General features: G+C 34.9%; 18 protein-coding genes. 11 read left to right on the top strand and 7 right to left on the bottom strand.

The window, feature by feature from the left end; genetic code table 11:
• Nucleotides 1-122 precede the first annotated feature (122 nt).
• A complete protein-coding gene (gene ruvB, locus JR312_RS04290) occupies nucleotides 123-1,112 on the bottom strand; it encodes a Holliday junction branch migration DNA helicase RuvB (protein ID WP_264330608.1) in 990 nt (329 codons plus the stop codon).
• A complete protein-coding gene (ruvA, locus tag JR312_RS04285) occupies nucleotides 1,109-1,681 on the bottom strand; it encodes a Holliday junction branch migration protein RuvA (RefSeq protein WP_264330609.1) in 573 nt (190 codons plus the stop codon). The genes ruvB and ruvA overlap by 4 nt, the downstream gene beginning before the upstream one ends.
• Nucleotides 1,682-1,973: 292 nt before the next feature.
• Between ruvA and JR312_RS04280 the strand changes: the two genes are divergently transcribed.
• Both JR312_RS04280 and JR312_RS04275 read left to right on the top strand, forming a co-directional pair.
• Nucleotides 1,974-2,498 (top strand): c-type cytochrome, encoded by a 525-nt coding sequence (locus JR312_RS04280; protein WP_264330610.1) that lies wholly within the window; start codon nucleotides 1,974-1,976, stop codon nucleotides 2,496-2,498.
• Between the two features lies 1 nt (nucleotide 2,499).
• Nucleotides 2,500-3,255, top strand: a complete 756-nt coding sequence (locus JR312_RS04275) for an alpha/beta hydrolase (RefSeq protein ID WP_264330611.1) — start codon at nucleotides 2,500-2,502, stop codon at nucleotides 3,253-3,255.
• Nucleotides 3,256-3,297: 42 nt separating this feature from the next.
• Here JR312_RS04275 and JR312_RS04270 read toward each other — a convergent pair whose 3' ends face one another.
• Both JR312_RS04270 and JR312_RS04265 read right to left on the bottom strand, forming a co-directional pair.
• Entirely contained in the window at nucleotides 3,298-5,211 is a 1,914-nt protein-coding gene (locus JR312_RS04270) for an ATP-dependent helicase (RefSeq protein WP_264330612.1), read from the bottom strand.
• Between the two features lie 121 nt (nucleotides 5,212-5,332).
• The gene (locus tag JR312_RS04265) at nucleotides 5,333-5,743 is read right to left on the bottom strand and encodes a WD_0964 family protein (RefSeq protein WP_264330613.1); all 411 of its coding nucleotides are present in this window, start codon (nucleotides 5,741-5,743) and stop codon (nucleotides 5,333-5,335) included.
• 206 nt (nucleotides 5,744-5,949) lie between these two features.
• On the opposite strand from JR312_RS04265, the gene JR312_RS04260 reads away from it, so the two are divergent.
• Genes JR312_RS04260 through ccmE form a run of 9 tightly spaced genes read left to right on the top strand, consistent with a single transcriptional unit; the run spans nucleotide 5,950 to nucleotide 14,364 of the window.
• A complete protein-coding gene (locus JR312_RS04260) occupies nucleotides 5,950-6,537 on the top strand; it encodes an NADH-quinone oxidoreductase subunit J (protein WP_264330614.1) in 588 nt (195 codons plus the stop codon).
• The gene (gene nuoK / locus JR312_RS04255; protein WP_264330615.1) at nucleotides 6,528-6,836 is read left to right on the top strand and encodes an NADH-quinone oxidoreductase subunit NuoK; all 309 of its coding nucleotides are present in this window, start codon (nucleotides 6,528-6,530) and stop codon (nucleotides 6,834-6,836) included. Before JR312_RS04260 ends, nuoK begins: the two co-directional genes overlap by 10 nt.
• A gap of 4 nt (nucleotides 6,837-6,840) precedes the next feature.
• Nucleotides 6,841-8,688, top strand: a complete 1,848-nt coding sequence (gene nuoL, locus JR312_RS04250) for an NADH-quinone oxidoreductase subunit L (RefSeq protein ID WP_416647810.1) — start codon at nucleotides 6,841-6,843, stop codon at nucleotides 8,686-8,688.
• Nucleotides 8,689-8,691: 3 nt separating this feature from the next.
• Nucleotides 8,692-10,134, top strand: coding sequence for a complex I subunit 4 family protein (locus tag JR312_RS04245; RefSeq protein ID WP_416647809.1), 1,443 nt, complete (start codon nucleotides 8,692-8,694; stop codon nucleotides 10,132-10,134).
• Complete coding sequence (locus tag JR312_RS04240; RefSeq protein WP_416647808.1) at nucleotides 10,131-11,519, top strand: NADH-quinone oxidoreductase subunit N; 1,389 nt, start codon at nucleotides 10,131-10,133, stop codon at nucleotides 11,517-11,519. Before JR312_RS04245 ends, JR312_RS04240 begins: the two co-directional genes overlap by 4 nt.
• Before the next feature lie 48 nt (nucleotides 11,520-11,567).
• Nucleotides 11,568-12,833 carry a hypothetical protein gene (locus tag JR312_RS04235; protein ID WP_416647807.1) on the top strand — a complete coding sequence of 422 codons (1,266 nt, stop codon included), beginning with the start codon at nucleotides 11,568-11,570 and terminating at the stop codon, nucleotides 12,831-12,833.
• A 28-nt stretch (nucleotides 12,834-12,861) separates the two neighbouring features.
• On the top strand, nucleotides 12,862-13,854 hold the full coding sequence (locus JR312_RS04230; RefSeq protein WP_416647806.1) for a biotin--[acetyl-CoA-carboxylase] ligase: 993 nt from the start codon (nucleotides 12,862-12,864) through the stop codon (nucleotides 13,852-13,854).
• Nucleotides 13,851-13,988 (top strand): CcmD-like small membrane protein, encoded by a 138-nt coding sequence (locus JR312_RS04225; RefSeq protein WP_010962957.1) that lies wholly within the window; start codon nucleotides 13,851-13,853, stop codon nucleotides 13,986-13,988. The genes JR312_RS04230 and JR312_RS04225 overlap by 4 nt, the downstream gene beginning before the upstream one ends.
• Nucleotides 13,972-14,364 (top strand): cytochrome c maturation protein CcmE, encoded by a 393-nt coding sequence (gene ccmE, locus JR312_RS04220; protein ID WP_010082373.1) that lies wholly within the window; start codon nucleotides 13,972-13,974, stop codon nucleotides 14,362-14,364. Before JR312_RS04225 ends, ccmE begins: the two co-directional genes overlap by 17 nt.
• Nucleotides 14,365-14,436: 72 nt before the next feature.
• Here the strand turns inward: ccmE and JR312_RS04215 are convergent, their stop codons facing one another.
• The 3 genes from JR312_RS04215 to JR312_RS04205 form a co-directional block, all read right to left on the bottom strand.
• Nucleotides 14,437-14,811 (bottom strand): hypothetical protein, encoded by a 375-nt coding sequence (locus JR312_RS04215; RefSeq protein ID WP_010082372.1) that lies wholly within the window; start codon nucleotides 14,809-14,811, stop codon nucleotides 14,437-14,439.
• A gap of 97 nt (nucleotides 14,812-14,908) precedes the next feature.
• Nucleotides 14,909-15,394 carry a hypothetical protein gene (locus tag JR312_RS04210; RefSeq protein ID WP_010082371.1) on the bottom strand — a complete coding sequence of 162 codons (486 nt, stop codon included), beginning with the start codon at nucleotides 15,392-15,394 and terminating at the stop codon, nucleotides 14,909-14,911.
• A gap of 41 nt (nucleotides 15,395-15,435) precedes the next feature.
• A partial coding sequence (locus JR312_RS04205; RefSeq protein ID WP_416647805.1) for a magnesium transporter MgtE N-terminal domain-containing protein occupies nucleotides 15,436-16,463 on the bottom strand: 1,028 nt, incomplete at its 5' end.

Genomic DNA, 16,463 nt, shown 5'->3' with positions numbered 1-16,463 from the left:
AACATATTCACTATAACAGAAGACTTTCTTATTTGCCTCTATAACACCTGCAAATCATATAATAAGAGAATATTATAATGTTAGTGTAATATTATACAATGCACTAAAAATATATTATAATACTAGCATACTATTGAATTGATACTGAGATATTCCTTTGCTTGATCAGTTAAAACACGTCCTCTTGGTGTGCGCTTTACGAAACTGACCTTGATTAAATAAGGTTCTACTGTTTCTTCAATATTGCCAACATCTTCAGATAGTGCAATAGATATGGTGTCAATTCCAACAGGTCCTGAGGTGTTAAACAAAAATCTCAGATAATCCATATCTAATTTATTTAGTCCCATTTTATCTATACCCAATTTTGATAGTGCAGAACCGGCAATTTCACAGGTAATTTTTTTATCATCTTTTACTTCAACAAAATCTCTTATTCTTCTGAGTAATCTCAAAGCAATTCTTGGAGTACCACGGGCGCGGCAGGCAATTTCCTGCACAGCATCCTTTTCGATTTCAGCACAAAGAACTCTTGCACCTCTTTTTATAATATCAACCAGTTCCTCAAAAGAATAAAACTCAAGATGCAGGGGAATACCAAAACGATCCCTCAGCGGTGCAGAAAGCAGTCCAAGCCGTGTTGTTGCCCCAATCAGTGTAAATGGTGGTAAATCTATTCTTAAAGTTCTGGTAGATGGGCCCTCACCTACTAGTATATCTAGGCAAAAATCTTCCATAGCAGTATATAAAACTTCTTCAATGCTACGATTTAATCTATGGATCTCATCGATAAATAGAACATCTTTTGCATTTAAAGTAGTGAGCACTGCAGCTAAGTCCCCAGCTTTACTAAGCAATGGACCAGAAGTTGCACGAAAGCTAACCCTTAACTCCTTAGAGACAATTTGTGCTAAAGTTGTTTTACCAAGCCCTGGAGGACCATAGAGCAATACGTGATCCAAAGCTTCAGCTCTCGTCTGTGCAGCATTTATAAACACTTTTAAATTTTGTATTAAGTCTTTTTGCCCGACAAAATCATCAAGTTGCTCAGGCCTGATATTTAAATTACGTACATCTTCAGAGTATTCCTTACTACATGATATTGACTTCATATTGTTTTAAGCGCCATACGAATAATATCTTTAGTGTCCAAGTTTGGTGATTCATCTTCTATTTTTTTTATTGTATCATAAGCTTTTGTTCTTTCATATCCAAGATTGATCAAAGCTGAAAGAGCATCTTCACTAATTGAGTGAAAATGATTGTTATTTGTCTCTAATTTACTTACTTTGCCATTCAGCTCAGTAATAATTCGATTTATGAGTTTCAGGCCAAGTCCACTCACCTTAAGTGCTAGTTTATCCTCATTTATAATTGCCAAAAACAGTTGCTCTGGAGTTAATTTGCTCAAAATTGACATTGCGGTTTTATAGCTGACACCGCTCACTTTAACTAATAAACGCAGATACTGCTGTTCTTCTTTACTTATAAAGCCATATAGCTGAGTAACGTTTTCTCTGCTATTTGCATAAGTGTCGATAAGTAATTTTACTCTACTTCCAATCGAACAAGCACTTAAAGTTTTGGCTGAAAGATATACTATGTAGCCAACATCATTCACATTCAGGATTATGTGATCGCTACACACCTCATCAACTATTCCGCTTAGATTTCCTATCATTTCTAGTACTTTATAAAATTCAGTTTAAATGCTCCTGAATCTTAGGTCAAGCAAACGAACATTATAGAAGTGGTTCCAGTTTCAATCATTGTAGACAGGTTTGCAGGAAATCTATTTGAATATATTATTCCGGACCAGTATGTGACTGGACCACGGAGTTACTTCAGCACCAGAATTGCGGTCTATTAACTAAGTAATAGAAATTTCTATCTTTGGTAGAATAAAGGTAATTGTTTGCTGTTTGCGAAAATATTTGCATAATTTAAGTAACATTACTTGATAAGAATTAACTATGGAGCTTAATAAGATTGCAGCATCGATTTTACTTTCTGGATTAATAATTATGATAGTTAGTAATGTAGTTGATATGCTCTATAACCCAGAGGATTATAAAATTGAACACCAAACAATAGTGGCAGCCAGCAATGAGCCTCAGCAAAAGATTGAACAAGTGGCACTTGATATTGGGGAGCTCATGAAAAATGCTAGCTTTGAAAAGGGGAAGTCAGCAGCAAAAAAATGTATAGCTTGCCACAGTTTTGAGAAAGGTGGAATGAATAAAGTAGGACCAAACTTGTGGAACGTAGTTGAAAATAAAAAGGCCCATCTTGGCAGTTCGTTCAATTACTCAAAAGCACTGCTTGAAAAAGGTGGGAAATGGGAATATGAGGAGTTATTTGCTTTTTTAAAAAATCCAAAAGCCTACATAAAAGGTACACGTATGGCATTTGCAGGTATTTCTAATCCACAAGAGATTGCAGATCTAGTCAGCTATTTGCGTTCGATGAGCGATAGTCCGGTTGCCTTGCCAAAGTAGTATGAATTATTGTAAATTACTCGATGGAAGTAATGGCCATATAGCATATCGAAAGCTACAAGGAAAGAAGGCTTCTATAGTTTTTCTTAGTGGTTTTGCATCCAATATGGATGGAACTAAAGCAACTGCCGTTTACAAATTTTGCCAAGAAAATGATATAGCACTTGTGCTCTTTGATTATTTTGGCCATGGTAATTCAAGTGGTGATTTTGCTGATTATACAATAAGTGATTGGCAAAAAAATTGTGCTAAAGTGATAAGTGAATTAACTATCAATAAACAAATAATTATAGGTTCAAGTATGGGAGGATGGCTGATGCTGCTCACTGCCCTTCAATTTCCAGAAAAAATTGCAGCATTAATCGGCATATCATCTGCTCCTGACTTCACTGAAGATTTAATATTCAAGCAATTGTCAGACAAGCAAAAAGAAGAGCTAAGCTCTAAAGGTGTAATAGATTTTACTTCGGAGCATTGTGCATACAAAATAACTAAAAATTTGATCGAAGACGGCAGAAAGAATCTTCTTTTAAATAAAAAAACAATAGATGTAAACTGTCCTGTGCGCTTGCTGCATAGCATTAATGATCAAGATGTTCCTTATCAAGTTTCATTAAATTTAGCTAAAAAAATCAAATCAACAGACGTTGAAGTACACTTAATAAAATCAGCAAAACACAACATGTCTGATAATTATTCACTGAAAATTTTATTTAAGACCATCAGAGAATTTTTGTCAGGAGAAATATATAATTGAAGTAATTTAGATGTGTTTGTCGTAAGAACTGCAGTTATAGCTTCAACAGTAGGCGCTATTCTTGATCACCTCAACATTTTCTCTTGGCAGTTCTTTAATAAATCGAGAAGTGCGCATTGGTTGCCACTGATTATTAATCTCCCTCCTATCTGCACATGAAATGACTAACCTTTCTTTGGCTCTGGTTATGCCAACATATGCAAGTCTTCTCTCTTCTTCCAAAGCTTTACCACTTTTATCTTCAAAAGATCTTTGATGAGGAAATAATCCTTCTTCCCAACCAGGTAAAAACACGCACGGGAATTCAAGCCCTTTAGCCGCATGAAGAGTCATAACATATACATTGTCATCGCTATTCATATTATCCACTTCCATCACCAAACTAATGTGCTCCAAGAAGGTTATAGCGCTGTCAAAATTCTTCAAAGATGCAATGAGCTCTTTAACATTTTCTATTCGCGCTAAACCCGTCACTCCTTCATTCTCAAGCATTTCCATATATCCTGATTGATTTGCTACGATTTTAACGAATTCATGCAGCGGTTTTACGCTTACTATTTCTTCCCAAGCTTTAATTTTATTTAAAAAATCATTTAGTGAGAGTTTAATTCTTTCGGTTACTTGATCACTATTAACCAATATTTTTGCTGCCTGAAAAAAAGAAATTTTGTTATCCTGAGCAGTCGTGTATATTTTCTTTAGAGTTGTAGCTCCTATGCTTCTTTTGGGACGATTTACGATCCTTTCAAAAGCGAGATCATCATTATTATTTGTAACAAGCCTCAAATATGCAATTATATCCCTTATTTCTTGACGTTCGTAGAATTTTACGCCACTTATAATCCTATAGGGAATTGAATATTTTATAAAATACTCTTCGAGCACTCTAGTTTGAAAAGTCGCTCTTACGAGCACTGCAATGTCACTAAATCTGTATTTATTGAGCTTTAATATCTGTTCGCTTATGAACCTTGCTTCAGCTTTCCCGTCCCATAATTTTATTAGATTTACCTTTTCCCCTTCAATGTTTGTTGTCCACAACTTTTTTTCTAAGCGAGTCTTATTGTGATTGATAACATATGATGCAGTTGCAAGTATGTGGGATGTTGACCTGTAGTTACACTCCAGTTTAACGGTTTTTGCATTTTTAAAATCATCGGAAAATTTCAAAATATTTTCAACTTCTGCACCACGCCAACTGTATATCGATTGATCGTCATCTCCTACACAACAAATATTTGAGTGCTCTTTTGCAAGGTATTTTAGCCAAAGATATTGTATTGCATTTGTATCTTGATATTCATCTACCATGATATATTTAAACTTGTTTTGGTAGTAGGATAGAACCTCGGTCTTTTGATTAAAGAGTTGTATGTTATATAGCAATAAGTCACCAAAATCGACAGAGTTAAGGAATTTTAACCTTTCCTGATACTGGTGATAGACTTTGAGTGCAGTTACGTACACTGGCCTAAATGATTGAACGTCTTCCACTTCAGACGGCAATAAACACTTCTCTTTCCACTGCTGGATGATATTCATAATGGTCTTACATTTTTCTGATAGGTAATCAGGGCTTATTTCATTAATAATATTTTTTATTACCTGTAATTGATCATCCACACCAATGATTGTGAAATTGGAATTTAAGCCCACAATTTCAGCATGATGACGTAAAATTTTTGCTGCAATTGCGTGGAAGGTGCCAAGCCATGGTATATTTGTGCCCGTAAGTTCAAGCACTCTTGATATCATTTCATTTGCTGCTTTGTTCGTGAATGTAACTGCTAAGATCTCATCGGAGTAAGCGTAGCCATTTCGAATTATGTGCGCTATTCTTGAAGTGATCGTTCTTGTTTTTCCCGTTCCGGCTCCTGCCAGTATTAAAATTGGTCCATCTATGTTAGTTACAGCTGATTGTTGTTCTGGATTTAGCAGCGAGAGATAATCGTTCATTGCAGCACTATAGATTATAACTTCGTAAAGTTAAACCTATGATCGAAATATTGTAAAGGTCTTATTGAACATAACAGTCAACTCATTCAAGTACTACATATTTAAGCGTAGGGATTTGTATCTATCTTATTTGAGTAATTAGTGTATGCTGAGTAACAATAACTTGATTTGAGATATTGGCATCAAAACTTCTGCTTGTTGGATGAATAGGTGGAGTTTGAAATGGCTTAGACTTATGATTCAGTTCCTTCATCATTTCCTCAGCTTTAATAGGAAGTTTTTCTGGAATATAGAAGTTATGCATTTCAGGTCGTTCAGTGAAATTTTCATATATTTCTTTCAACCAAGCTCCAATATCATATATAAAACCATATGCTTTTTCTTTAAATTCTCTCCATGATCTGCCTAAACTGGCTAGTGTATTATTGAAGTAAATTGTCACATAATCTCTTGTGGTATATTGATAACTCTCTCTATTTAATTTTTCACTTTGCTTGTCACAAGTTTTGAAGTAACCAAATATGTTATACATTTTGAGCCATCACTAACTATTAATACACATATACTATAAGTTAATAAATTAAAACCGTCAAGAGTGTTTATTGCATTACTGAGAAAATGCTCTATTTAAAATGGAGCTGAAGCTTGTAGTAGAATGTTTTCAAACGTTTAATATAATATTGACTTTACAGCAATAATTACTTTAAGTTAGTAGCTATTGTTGCAGTTAAAGTATCAATGCCTTTTTTCTTTTATTCTTTTGCAATTCTAAGCATCTTATCTGCTGTTTGTGTAATTAGCGTAAGGAATCCTGTGCATGCAGTGTTGTTTTTAATTTTCACTTTCGTTAACTCTGCAGTTCTTTTTATTCTCCTTGGAGCTGAATTCATCGCTATGATGGTGCTGATAGTATACATCGGTGCGGTTGCAGTGTTGTTCCTCTTTGTAGTTATGATGCTCGATATTGACTACATAAGGTTGCGCCAGGGTTTTGCGAAGCATTTCACTCCTGGTGCTATATTATGTGTTGTGTTTTTTCTGATTATCAGTTTTGTAATCCGCAGCTCAACGCTGAATATAAGTAATGTTATAAACTATAATGCCAATAACGTGAAAGCTATCGGTAATTTGCTCTACACTGACTACATGTACGCTTTTCATCTTTCTGGTATTCTGCTGCTTGTTGCAATTGTTGGTGCAATTGCTCTTACTTTGCAGGACAAGAAAAAAGGAGTTAAAAAACAGAATGTATTAAAGCAATTGACACAATCTTCATCTGTAAAATTGGTTAAGGCTAAATTTGGAAAAGGAGTAGAATGGAAATAGGATTAAATCATTTTTTGATAGTTGCTGCTATTTTGTTCACTATTGGAGTGTGTGGTATTTTCATCAACCGTAAGAGCATAATCAATATACTGTTATCAATAGAAATATTATTGCTGGCGATTAACATCAATTTAGTTGCTTTTTCTGCCTTTATGAATGATATAGTTGGGCAAATTTTTGTGATGTTTGTGTTGACTGTTGCGGCAGCAGAGTCAGGAGTTGGGCTTGCAATATTGGTTGTATATTATAGAGGTCGTGGCAATATAGATGTTGAACAAGCGAACTTAATGAAAGAATGAAAGTATGATGGATATACTGAAATTAATAGTATTTTTGCCACTCTTTGGTTCGTTATTTGCAGCACTTTTTAGAAAAAGTCAGTTAGTTACAACGGCGGGGATTGGAATATCTGCAGTTTTATCTTGGTATGTTTTTCTCACCTTCTCTGAAAATTATCACTTGAGTTTATTTCCTCTATTTTCATTAAGTGTATTAAAAGTAAATTGGGCAATTAGTGTGGATGCTCTCTCATCCTTAATGCTTATTGTTATTACCACTGTTTCACTAGTAGTCCACCTCTATTCTATCGGTTATATGGAGCATGACAAAGGGAAGTCGAGGTTTTTTTCTTACCTATCGCTATTTACGTTTTGCATGATTGTGCTGGTTGTAAGCGATAATTTCGTGCAGCTTTTTTTTGGCTGGGAAGGGGTTGGCCTGTGTTCTTATTTACTCATAGGATTTTGGTTCCAAAAATATTCTGCAAATAATGCAGCAATTAAAGCATTTGTTGTGAATAGGGTAGGAGACTTTGCACTATTGATTGGAATCTTTCTTATTTATTATACATTTCACTCTTTGAATTTTACTGAAGTTTTTGACACAACTGATCTTCTTGGCACGCAGAACATTAGGGCATTCTGCTGTGAATTTAAAATAATTCATATAATATGCATATTACTTTTTATTGGCTGTATGGGTAAATCTGCACAGCTTGGTTTACATGTTTGGTTGCCCGATGCAATGGAAGGGCCAACCCCTGTTTCTGCACTCATTCACGCAGCAACGATGGTAACAGCAGGTATATTTTTAGTAGCAAAATGTTCTCCATTGTTTGAGTTATCAAATGTGGCACGAGAATTAATAGTTATCGTTGGTGCACTTACTGCTTTTTTTGCAGCCACCGTTGCGATTACTCAGAATGATATAAAAAAAATAATTGCTTATTCAACCTGCAGTCAACTTGGTTATATGTTCATGGCATGTGGGCTTTCTGCTTACAGTGTTGCTATTTTTCATTTAATGACACACGCTTTTTTTAAAGCTCTACTATTTCTTGGTGCTGGCAATGTAATTCATGCAATGCATCATGAGCAAAACATTCAGAAAATGGGAAATTGCTGGAAGAAAATCCCTTGCACTTACACTCTCATGTGGATTGGGTCTCTTGCGCTTTCTGGAATATTTCCATTTGCAGGTTTTTACTCAAAGGATTTGATAATTGAACATGCTTATAGCACGGATAGCTTTGCTTTTGTAATAAGCTTAGTTGTTGCATTCTTCACAGCGTTTTACTCTTGGAGGTTATTGCTTCTTGTGTTCCATAGCCAAAAACAAAGTAAAATTAATATACATGAAGCACCGAAGATTATGCTTATGCCATTACTGATACTTGCTTTTGGATCGGTATTTTCTGGAGTGTGGGGAGCAAATATTTTGAACATAACTAGTAATGCGTTTTGGAAATCAAGTTTAATGGTGATTGATGAGCATGGAGTTCATAATTTCTTTATAAAACTGCTGCCAACCTTAGCGAGCCTAAGTGGAATAGCACTTGCGTACCTAATTTACCAATATCAAGTAATTAGGCAAATTAAGAGTAAATTTTTACTTAAGTTTTTGCAGAATAAATGGTACTTTGATGAGGTGTATGAGTTTGTTATAATTGCACTGATAAGGTTTATATCTAGGCTTCTATGGAAGTTTGATGTTAAGGCTATTGATTCATTTGGACCAAATGGTGTTGTAAGGTTGGTTAATGAATGTTCAAAAAGTTCTATAAAGTTACAAACTGGTTATATATTTGATTATGCATTTATTATGTTTGTTACTTTAATAATCGGTGCTTTATATATTATTGGAATTAAATAGAAGGTGTTGTTACTTAGTATATTCTTGCTTCCACTGATAGGAGTGTTGATTTTATCCTCGATCAGGATTAATCATCAATCTATACACCTAAGATTCCTTGCCCTATTTTTTACTATACTTCCATTTTTGCTTAGCATTGTAACTTGTATAGAATTTGATTATAACAATGCGGACTTTCAGTTTGTCAGCTATCCAATCAAGAATGTAGGAATAGGGATAGATGGTATATCGTTGCCTTTCCTTCTGCTTACAACTTTCTTGTTTGTAATTTGTATACTCTATAACTGCAAAATGAGTTATACGACCCTAAAAGCCTATATGGCATTATTTCTACTGCTTGAGAGTTTTGTAGTCGGGTTTTTCGTTTCACTGAATGCTATAAGCTTTTATGTGTTTTTTGAAGCTGTTTTAATACCAATGTTCTTTATTATTGGCATTTGGGGAGGAAAACACAGGGTATATGCAACGTTTAAGTTATTTCTTTATACATTAACTGGCTCATTATTATTTCTACTTGGATTAGTGTACGTCTATAGCATTTTTGGGACGTTTAATATACAAAAATTAGCCACATTAGTGCCAAGCCTTGATCTTGAAGTGCAGTCATTGCTGTGGATTGCATTTTTTATTTCCTTTGCAATAAAAGTTCCAATGTTTCCATTTCACACTTGGCTTCCTGATGCGCATGTGCAATCACCAACTTCTGGATCTGTGGTTTTAGCTGGCTTGCTTATTAAAATGGGGGGATATGGATTTTTAAGATTTTCTATTCCAATGCTTCCTCAGGCAAGTTTGTATTTTTCAAATTTCGTTGTTGTGCTGAGCATTATTGCGGTGATATATGCTTCTCTAGTTGCGTTTGCTCAAGATGATATAAAGAAGTTAATAGCTTATTCTTCAATAGCACATATGGGGATCGTTACTGCTGGCCTCTTTTCATTTTGTGAGGAAGGAGTACTGGGTAGCATATTTCAAATGATTAGTCATGGCCTTATTTCTGCTGCTTTATTTTTGTGTGTTGGAATGCTATATACTCGAACTGGAACTTTGGAGATTGCAAAGTATTTTGGCATAGTAAATACAATGCCAAAATTTGGTTTTATGTTCATTTTGTTTTCAATGGCTTCAATAGGGCTACCTGGAACATCTGGGTTCATAGGTGAGTTTTTGGCTATGGTTGGAATGTTTAAGAGCATAGGGTTTTTTACAGGATTTATCGCACTTGGCACTATTTTAAGCGCAGTTTATATGCTGAATTTATGTAAGCAAATAATATGGGGGGTTAGCTATTCTAAATTATTAAATAATAGCTTGGATAGCATAGAATTTTCTGTCTTAATTCTGCTTGCAGTGTTTGTTATTTTGCTTGGATCCTACCCAACCCTTGCACTGCATTATTTGAAGCCATGTATGGCAAATTTGTTAGTCAAATATAATGCGCTATGAATTATATACAGATATTGCCGGAAACGTTCTCTATTATCTCCTCGTTAGTGTTGCTACTGCTTGGAATTATATTTAACCGCCGAACTATCAACTTATTAGCACTTGGCTGCACAGTGGTAACTTTGATTATTTTAATTATTTCGGCAGAAAACAATGAAATTTTTCTCTTAAATTCGTTGTTAAAACTCAATTTATACATCAGGTCAGCCCAAGGGTTAATTCTCAGCACAGGAATTTTAATACTTTTGATGCTGAATTTATCAAAATATGACTATAAATATGAATTTTCAATACTGATTCTTTTTGCGCTATTTGGCATGATAACTTTGGTTTCAGCAAATAGTCTGATTTCTTTTTATTTAGCTTTTGAGTTGATGAGTATATCTTTGTATGTTCTTGCGAGCTTTAATAAAGATTCAGCTTATTCATGTGAAGCAGGAGTGAAATATTTTACACTTAGTGCACTATCTTCCTGCATTATGCTATATGGAATGTCGCTGCTTTATGGATATACAGGACAAGTCAATTTCTCTGAGCTCGGTTCATTCTTGCAAAACCATCAGATAACTTATGGAATAGTTTTTGGGTTAGTTTTTATCCTTATTGGTTTGTGTTTCAAGCTTGCTATTGCTCCTTTTCATATGTGGGCTCCAGATGTCTATCAAGGTGCACCTACCATAGTAACTGCGTTTTTTTCTACGGCCCCAAAAGCTGCACTTGTAACATTTTTAATTCGATTGATGAATGAAGAGTTAGTAAATGTAAAAAGTTATGTTCAGCCTATTTTCTTATACGTTTCAGCATTGTCTGTGCTTATCTCAGCTTTTGGGGCCTTGCGTCAGCAAAACTTAAAAAGGCTGTTTGCTTACAGTTCAATTGGTCACATTGGTTTTATATTTGCTTCACTTTCTATTTTTACACAAGCAGGAACAGATAGTGCCTTAATGTATCTGGTGATATATATCATCACAAGCATAGGGCTATTCTCATATCTCGTACAAATTGACGATGATGATTGTGATATTGCAAATTTATCTGGTATAGGAAAAAAGCAACCAATTTTAGCATTCCATCTTTCTATACTATTACTCTCGATGTCGGGAATACCTCCACTTGCAGGTTTTATCGCTAAATTTTTTATATTCAAAAGTTTAATAAATTCTGGCTTTATCAGCCTGTCTTTGATTCTTGTAACAGCGAGTGTGATATCATGCTACTATTATTTAAATATCATGAAAGTTATGTATTTTGATAAAGCTAGTGGTAATAAGGTTGCTTATTCTAAGGGTCTATTCATTATCACTTCAGTGGCTTCACTGATCAATCTCGTTCTTTTCTTGTATGTAGAAGATCTTTACTCATTGATTAATTCATTGACAAATTAACAATTTAGTGTTTATAATTAGTGATTAATTAATATTTTGTGGTGAAAAATGAGTAGAACTAAAACTGTTTTGAAATTTTCAATTGCCGCTCTCTCGCTAGGAGGATCGAGCACTGTAGCTGTTTTATATTTCCCTTATGTTGCTTTAGCAATTAAATTTGGTATTGTAATCTCTACAGCTCCTCTGGCAATTTTTGCCATTTCTGTAGTTGCTGCATTAGTTTCAGTAATTACATTAGCAGTATTTACTGTTTCCGCCATACGCAGTAAGGGTAAATCTAATAAGGTTAGTAGCGAACCAAGAAGTAAAAATGAAGAAAAAAGACAAAGTCTAGTACAAGAAAAAGATGCACCTACTCCTACGCCACCGTTGCTTTCGCAAGAGTCTGAAAAGTCGGTTATTCCTATTCCACAACAACCACCAGTTGATGATCCAGTGGAAGAAACAGAAACACCGCAACCTGAAAACGTTATGGTTAAAGGTGCTGATCAGCAAGCTAACCAAACAGAGGAATCGTTGCCACCATATCCAGAACCCACCTCGCCTCTAAATAGCATGGATCAACTCAAATCGTTTCCTGAATTGCCGTCAATTGTTGTGGATGCGCACAACAATTTGGGAGATGGTAGTAATTCCATCAAAAATTATCAAGAACATATGTCACTTCCAATATATTTGCTCCAACAATCTCAGACTTTACATAATGCAAAACTGGCCTTGGGGCTTAGTTATGCATTAAATGAAAGAAGGCAACAACCTAATCAGGCTAGTACAATAGATATTGACGTTTCCTGGGGCAGTGACTTTGAGGACTCAATAATTGCCAACAATAGCCTTCCTAGTGTTAGTATCACCCAAGAATTAGAAGAACGGTCAGGAGGAGTTAGGTGTTTTTCTGAACTAAATAATGTTCATGATATATTCGAGTATCGAAGACGGGTATCTCTTATGCGTAATTGCTCTAGCAGTTGTCATACTTCTATGTTTTCATCAATACAAGAATCAGAGAGTCTACAAGCAAGCTTAGGAAGTGATAATCCATCAGTGCAGTCTTTTCAACCAAAGAAGGAGCTTTCATATGATGTAAATAAAAAAATTTTTGATAGCGTTGATTATGAAGTAAATTATACTAGACTTTCTGAGAATGCAGGAGAAGCTCCTAATTACGAACGGGAATTTCCACTTACTGAAACAAATGTTAACAGCGGTCCTGAAGCAATATCCTATGACGTAAATGAAAATGGGGCTCCATATAGAAGTATACAATCACCTGTACCACCAAGTTCTGCTAGCCGTAGCAACAGTTTTTCTTGATAAGAGAGTTTTTGATAGAATTAAGAAAATGATCCCTGAAACATTTGAGGGCTTTCATATTCATCATTACAAAGAAGTTTCAAGCACTAACGAAGAAGCGTTGGATTTAATTGAGAGAGGGATATCTAATGAAACTATTATTATTGCCGATAAACAAACAGAAGGTAGGGGACGCACTGGAAAAAGCTGGATTTCTCCCGAGGATAATTTTTATGCAAGTTTGGTAGTAAACCTCTTTAACAATTATCTCGATAAAAGCCCGCTTTCGGTGTCATTCCAGCGCGTGACGCCGGAATCTAGGAATCAAGAAGCATGGATCCCAGTGTCAAGCACTGGGATAACATCGGATGGTACTGGGATAACAGTAGGCTTAACGAGTAAAGTCAAAGACATCAGCAAATTGACAGAATTGACTTTTGTGACTGCTCTTGCTGTAGGGAATACTTTATTATCGTTAAATTTCTTGAATAATCAAACCCACTGCGGTGTCATTCCAGTGCGTGACACTGGAATCCATACTTTTTCTTCTGGATCCCAGTGTCAAAGCACTGGGATGACAAGAGATCAATTCATAAACGATCTCAATCTTCAACATAAATGGCCAAATGACATTCTAATCGATGGCAAGAAAATAAGCGGAATATTGCTTGAAAAAAAATCCAATTCGAATTGGCTCATTATAGGAATTGGAATTAATGTCAATCATGCACCACTTCCAGGAACAACGTGCATTAGCAATTATGGTGGATCTGTGTCTAACATAGATCTGCTAAAAAAATTAATAATAAATTTTAATAAGCTAAGAAAGCAATGGCTATTTGATGGGTTTCATGCTATAAGAGAAATGTGGCTCACAAGAGCATTCAAAGTGAATGAGCAAATTACTATAAAGTTAGTTGACAAATTGTATGAAGGAATTTTTGCTGATATAGACAAAAGTGGTAAATTAGTGTTGCAGCAAAAGGATGGAAGCTTAATTTATTTTGATGCAGGTGAGTTATTTATTGATAATGCATTATGAATACATATGTAATTTTTGCTTACCTTATTAGTTTCACGCTGATTGCTGGAGAGCTAATTTTTACCATTTCTTGTTATACTAAAAGTAAAAAAATTCTAGAAAGCCTGAAAGATAATCATGAAGAAGAAACATAAGCGATTACTTATAACTTCAGGAATTTTCTGCTTTTTAAGTTGTGCAGTTTTTTTTATTTTAACAACGCTCAAAGAAAATATCTCATTTTTCTATACAGTAAGTGAGGCAATAGTTTTACCAAATGGTCAAAAACTAATCCGTGTTGGTGGAATGGTTGTTGAAAATAGCGTGATACGCAACGAAAGTGAAGTGATTTTTCAAATGACAGATTTTAATAAGAGCGTTATGGTGAAATATCAGGGAATACTTCCACCAATGTTTTCAGAAAAAAGTGGTGTTGTTGTGCAAGGTAAAATGTTTGATAATAGTACTTTTCTTGCAGATACAGTGTTTGCAAAACATGATGAGAACTATATGCCGAAAGTTTTAAAATAGATTCCTTAACCTGGCTGTATTGAAACGGTATGTAGAGAGAGTCACAGCCTAGAGACTATTACTCTTTCCAGTTTAACCCCAATCTGGTTCATTAATGGTATTGTTTTCTAATTCCTCTACTTTTGTCTGTAAGTTATTCAGGCTCTGTACTAAACCACTATTTTCATTACCAACCTTTGTAATTAGCTCGTCAAGCTTACTCCTTTCTTCTGTTAGCATGTCATTTAATTGACTGATAGAGTTGCTATTGTTATGCAATACATCATCCAATTCAGGAACGAATTTCGTGTTCAGCTCTGCGATTAATTTATCTAAAGCTTTGTGGACATAACCAAGCTGCGCTGGATTTCGCGCAACTGTTTCATCATAACCTTTAGGTTTGGTGTTAACTTCTATTTTGCTTATTACTTTAAGTTCGTTTTTGCTTTCTTGTTTACTATTATTCATGCTAACTCCTATAAAAAATTATAATTTTAAAATCAATTCAGCTACATTGAAGTGGTATGTGGAAAGAGTAACAGCTAGCAAGCTATTACCTTTTTTATTAAAGCAACCCGTTCTCTTCGCCAGTAGCATGAGGGAATATGGAAGCTTCTGCAATGCCTGGCTGATCATCACGAAATTCCTGAAGCTCATCTCGAAGAGTTTGAAGTTGACTTTTTATTTCAGTTGTATTGTTCCCTATATTTGATATAGTTGTTGACAGTGGCTCCACTATGCCAGTTGTAATGTTACTGCTTAAACTTGTGTTATACTCATTAATACTGTCTATCAAGCCATCATAAACCTTTTTAAGGTATGTTATAGCTGCGGCTGTTTGCTTCATTTCCGCTATAGGTATTTTTTCCAGTGGCTGATTTATATCAAAATCTAACTCCTTAGCACCTTTTTCTTTATTCTGAATTTTTACTGAATCTATACTTGGTTTTACAAAATCTGGTTTTGTAAAAACCGGGCTCTCAAGTTTTAGTAATTTACTTTGGTCTGAAGGCTCGTCACCAAAATATAATTCTACATTGTTTTTACTCATAATAAGTTACCTCCTATAAAAAAATTGATTTTCATAAATTGCTACCATACAAGTAGCATTGAATCGTTATTGTTTTCTACTATTGTAAAATCTGGAGCTTCTGCAATGCCTGGCATATCGTCCTTGATTTGCTTGAGCATCTCAATCATTTCCTTGTTCTGTTTACTCTGCTCGTCAAGTTTCCCTTTTAATGCATCAATAATAGCTTTAGACTGATCTTGATTGCTGAGATCACCGATCACAGCTGTCACTTTCTCATAAGGCAGTTTGTGAATGATGTCTTTAAGCTCTTCTGCGCCTACGTTATCCAAAAGTTCTTTAAACTGCTCATTAGACATATTGCGAGCAAAAGCTTGAAGTTTGTCTGGGTTGTCAACTAAAGACTTAATGATAATCTGAATCTTATTAGAATCAGTTAAATCCTGAGCAATTGCTTCGAGTTTCTCAGGATCAAGCTTATTAACTAAGTCTTTCAGTTGTTCTTCTTGCAGACTATTTACTAAAGCTTTCAACTGATCACCTTCTAATTCTTTGGAGAGTATTGTCAAGTGGTGCTCAGCCAAGTCTTTTGCAAGCACTGTAAATTGCTCGTCATTTAAAGTTTTAATAAGTGCTTTGAACTGATCCACTTTTAAGTGAGGTAAAATTTCTTTTACTTGCTCTGAATTTAATTTTCTCACTAGAGCTTCAAGCTGAGTATCATTTAAAATAGGAACAATTATTTGTAACTTTTCTGGATTTAGTTCCTGAGCGAGGGTTTTTAGCTGGTGATTGGTTAGATGATCCACTAAAGCTTGGAGTTGTTCATCTGTTAAGTTCTCTGCTAAGGCCTGCAACTGGCTTGAGCTCAGTTCAGGAATTATTTTTTGCAGTTGCTCGTTACTAAGAGTATTGGCAAGAGTTTTTAGTTGGCCGTCTGTTAGGCCCTGAATAAAAACTTTAGTAAACGCGTTTGATAGCAACAGTAGCACATCTCTTATATGTCTCTCACCGTAGTATAACATAATGTCTTGTAATACCTCATTGTCAGGTGAATCGATTATATTTCCTGCCTCGTCTGAAAAATAAT

The organism is Wolbachia endosymbiont of Nasonia giraulti (genome assembly GCF_048054155.1).
Classification (GTDB): Bacteria; Pseudomonadota; Alphaproteobacteria; order Rickettsiales; family Anaplasmataceae; genus Wolbachia; species Wolbachia pipientis_C.
This window is presented reverse-complemented; position numbering and strand designations above follow the sequence as displayed.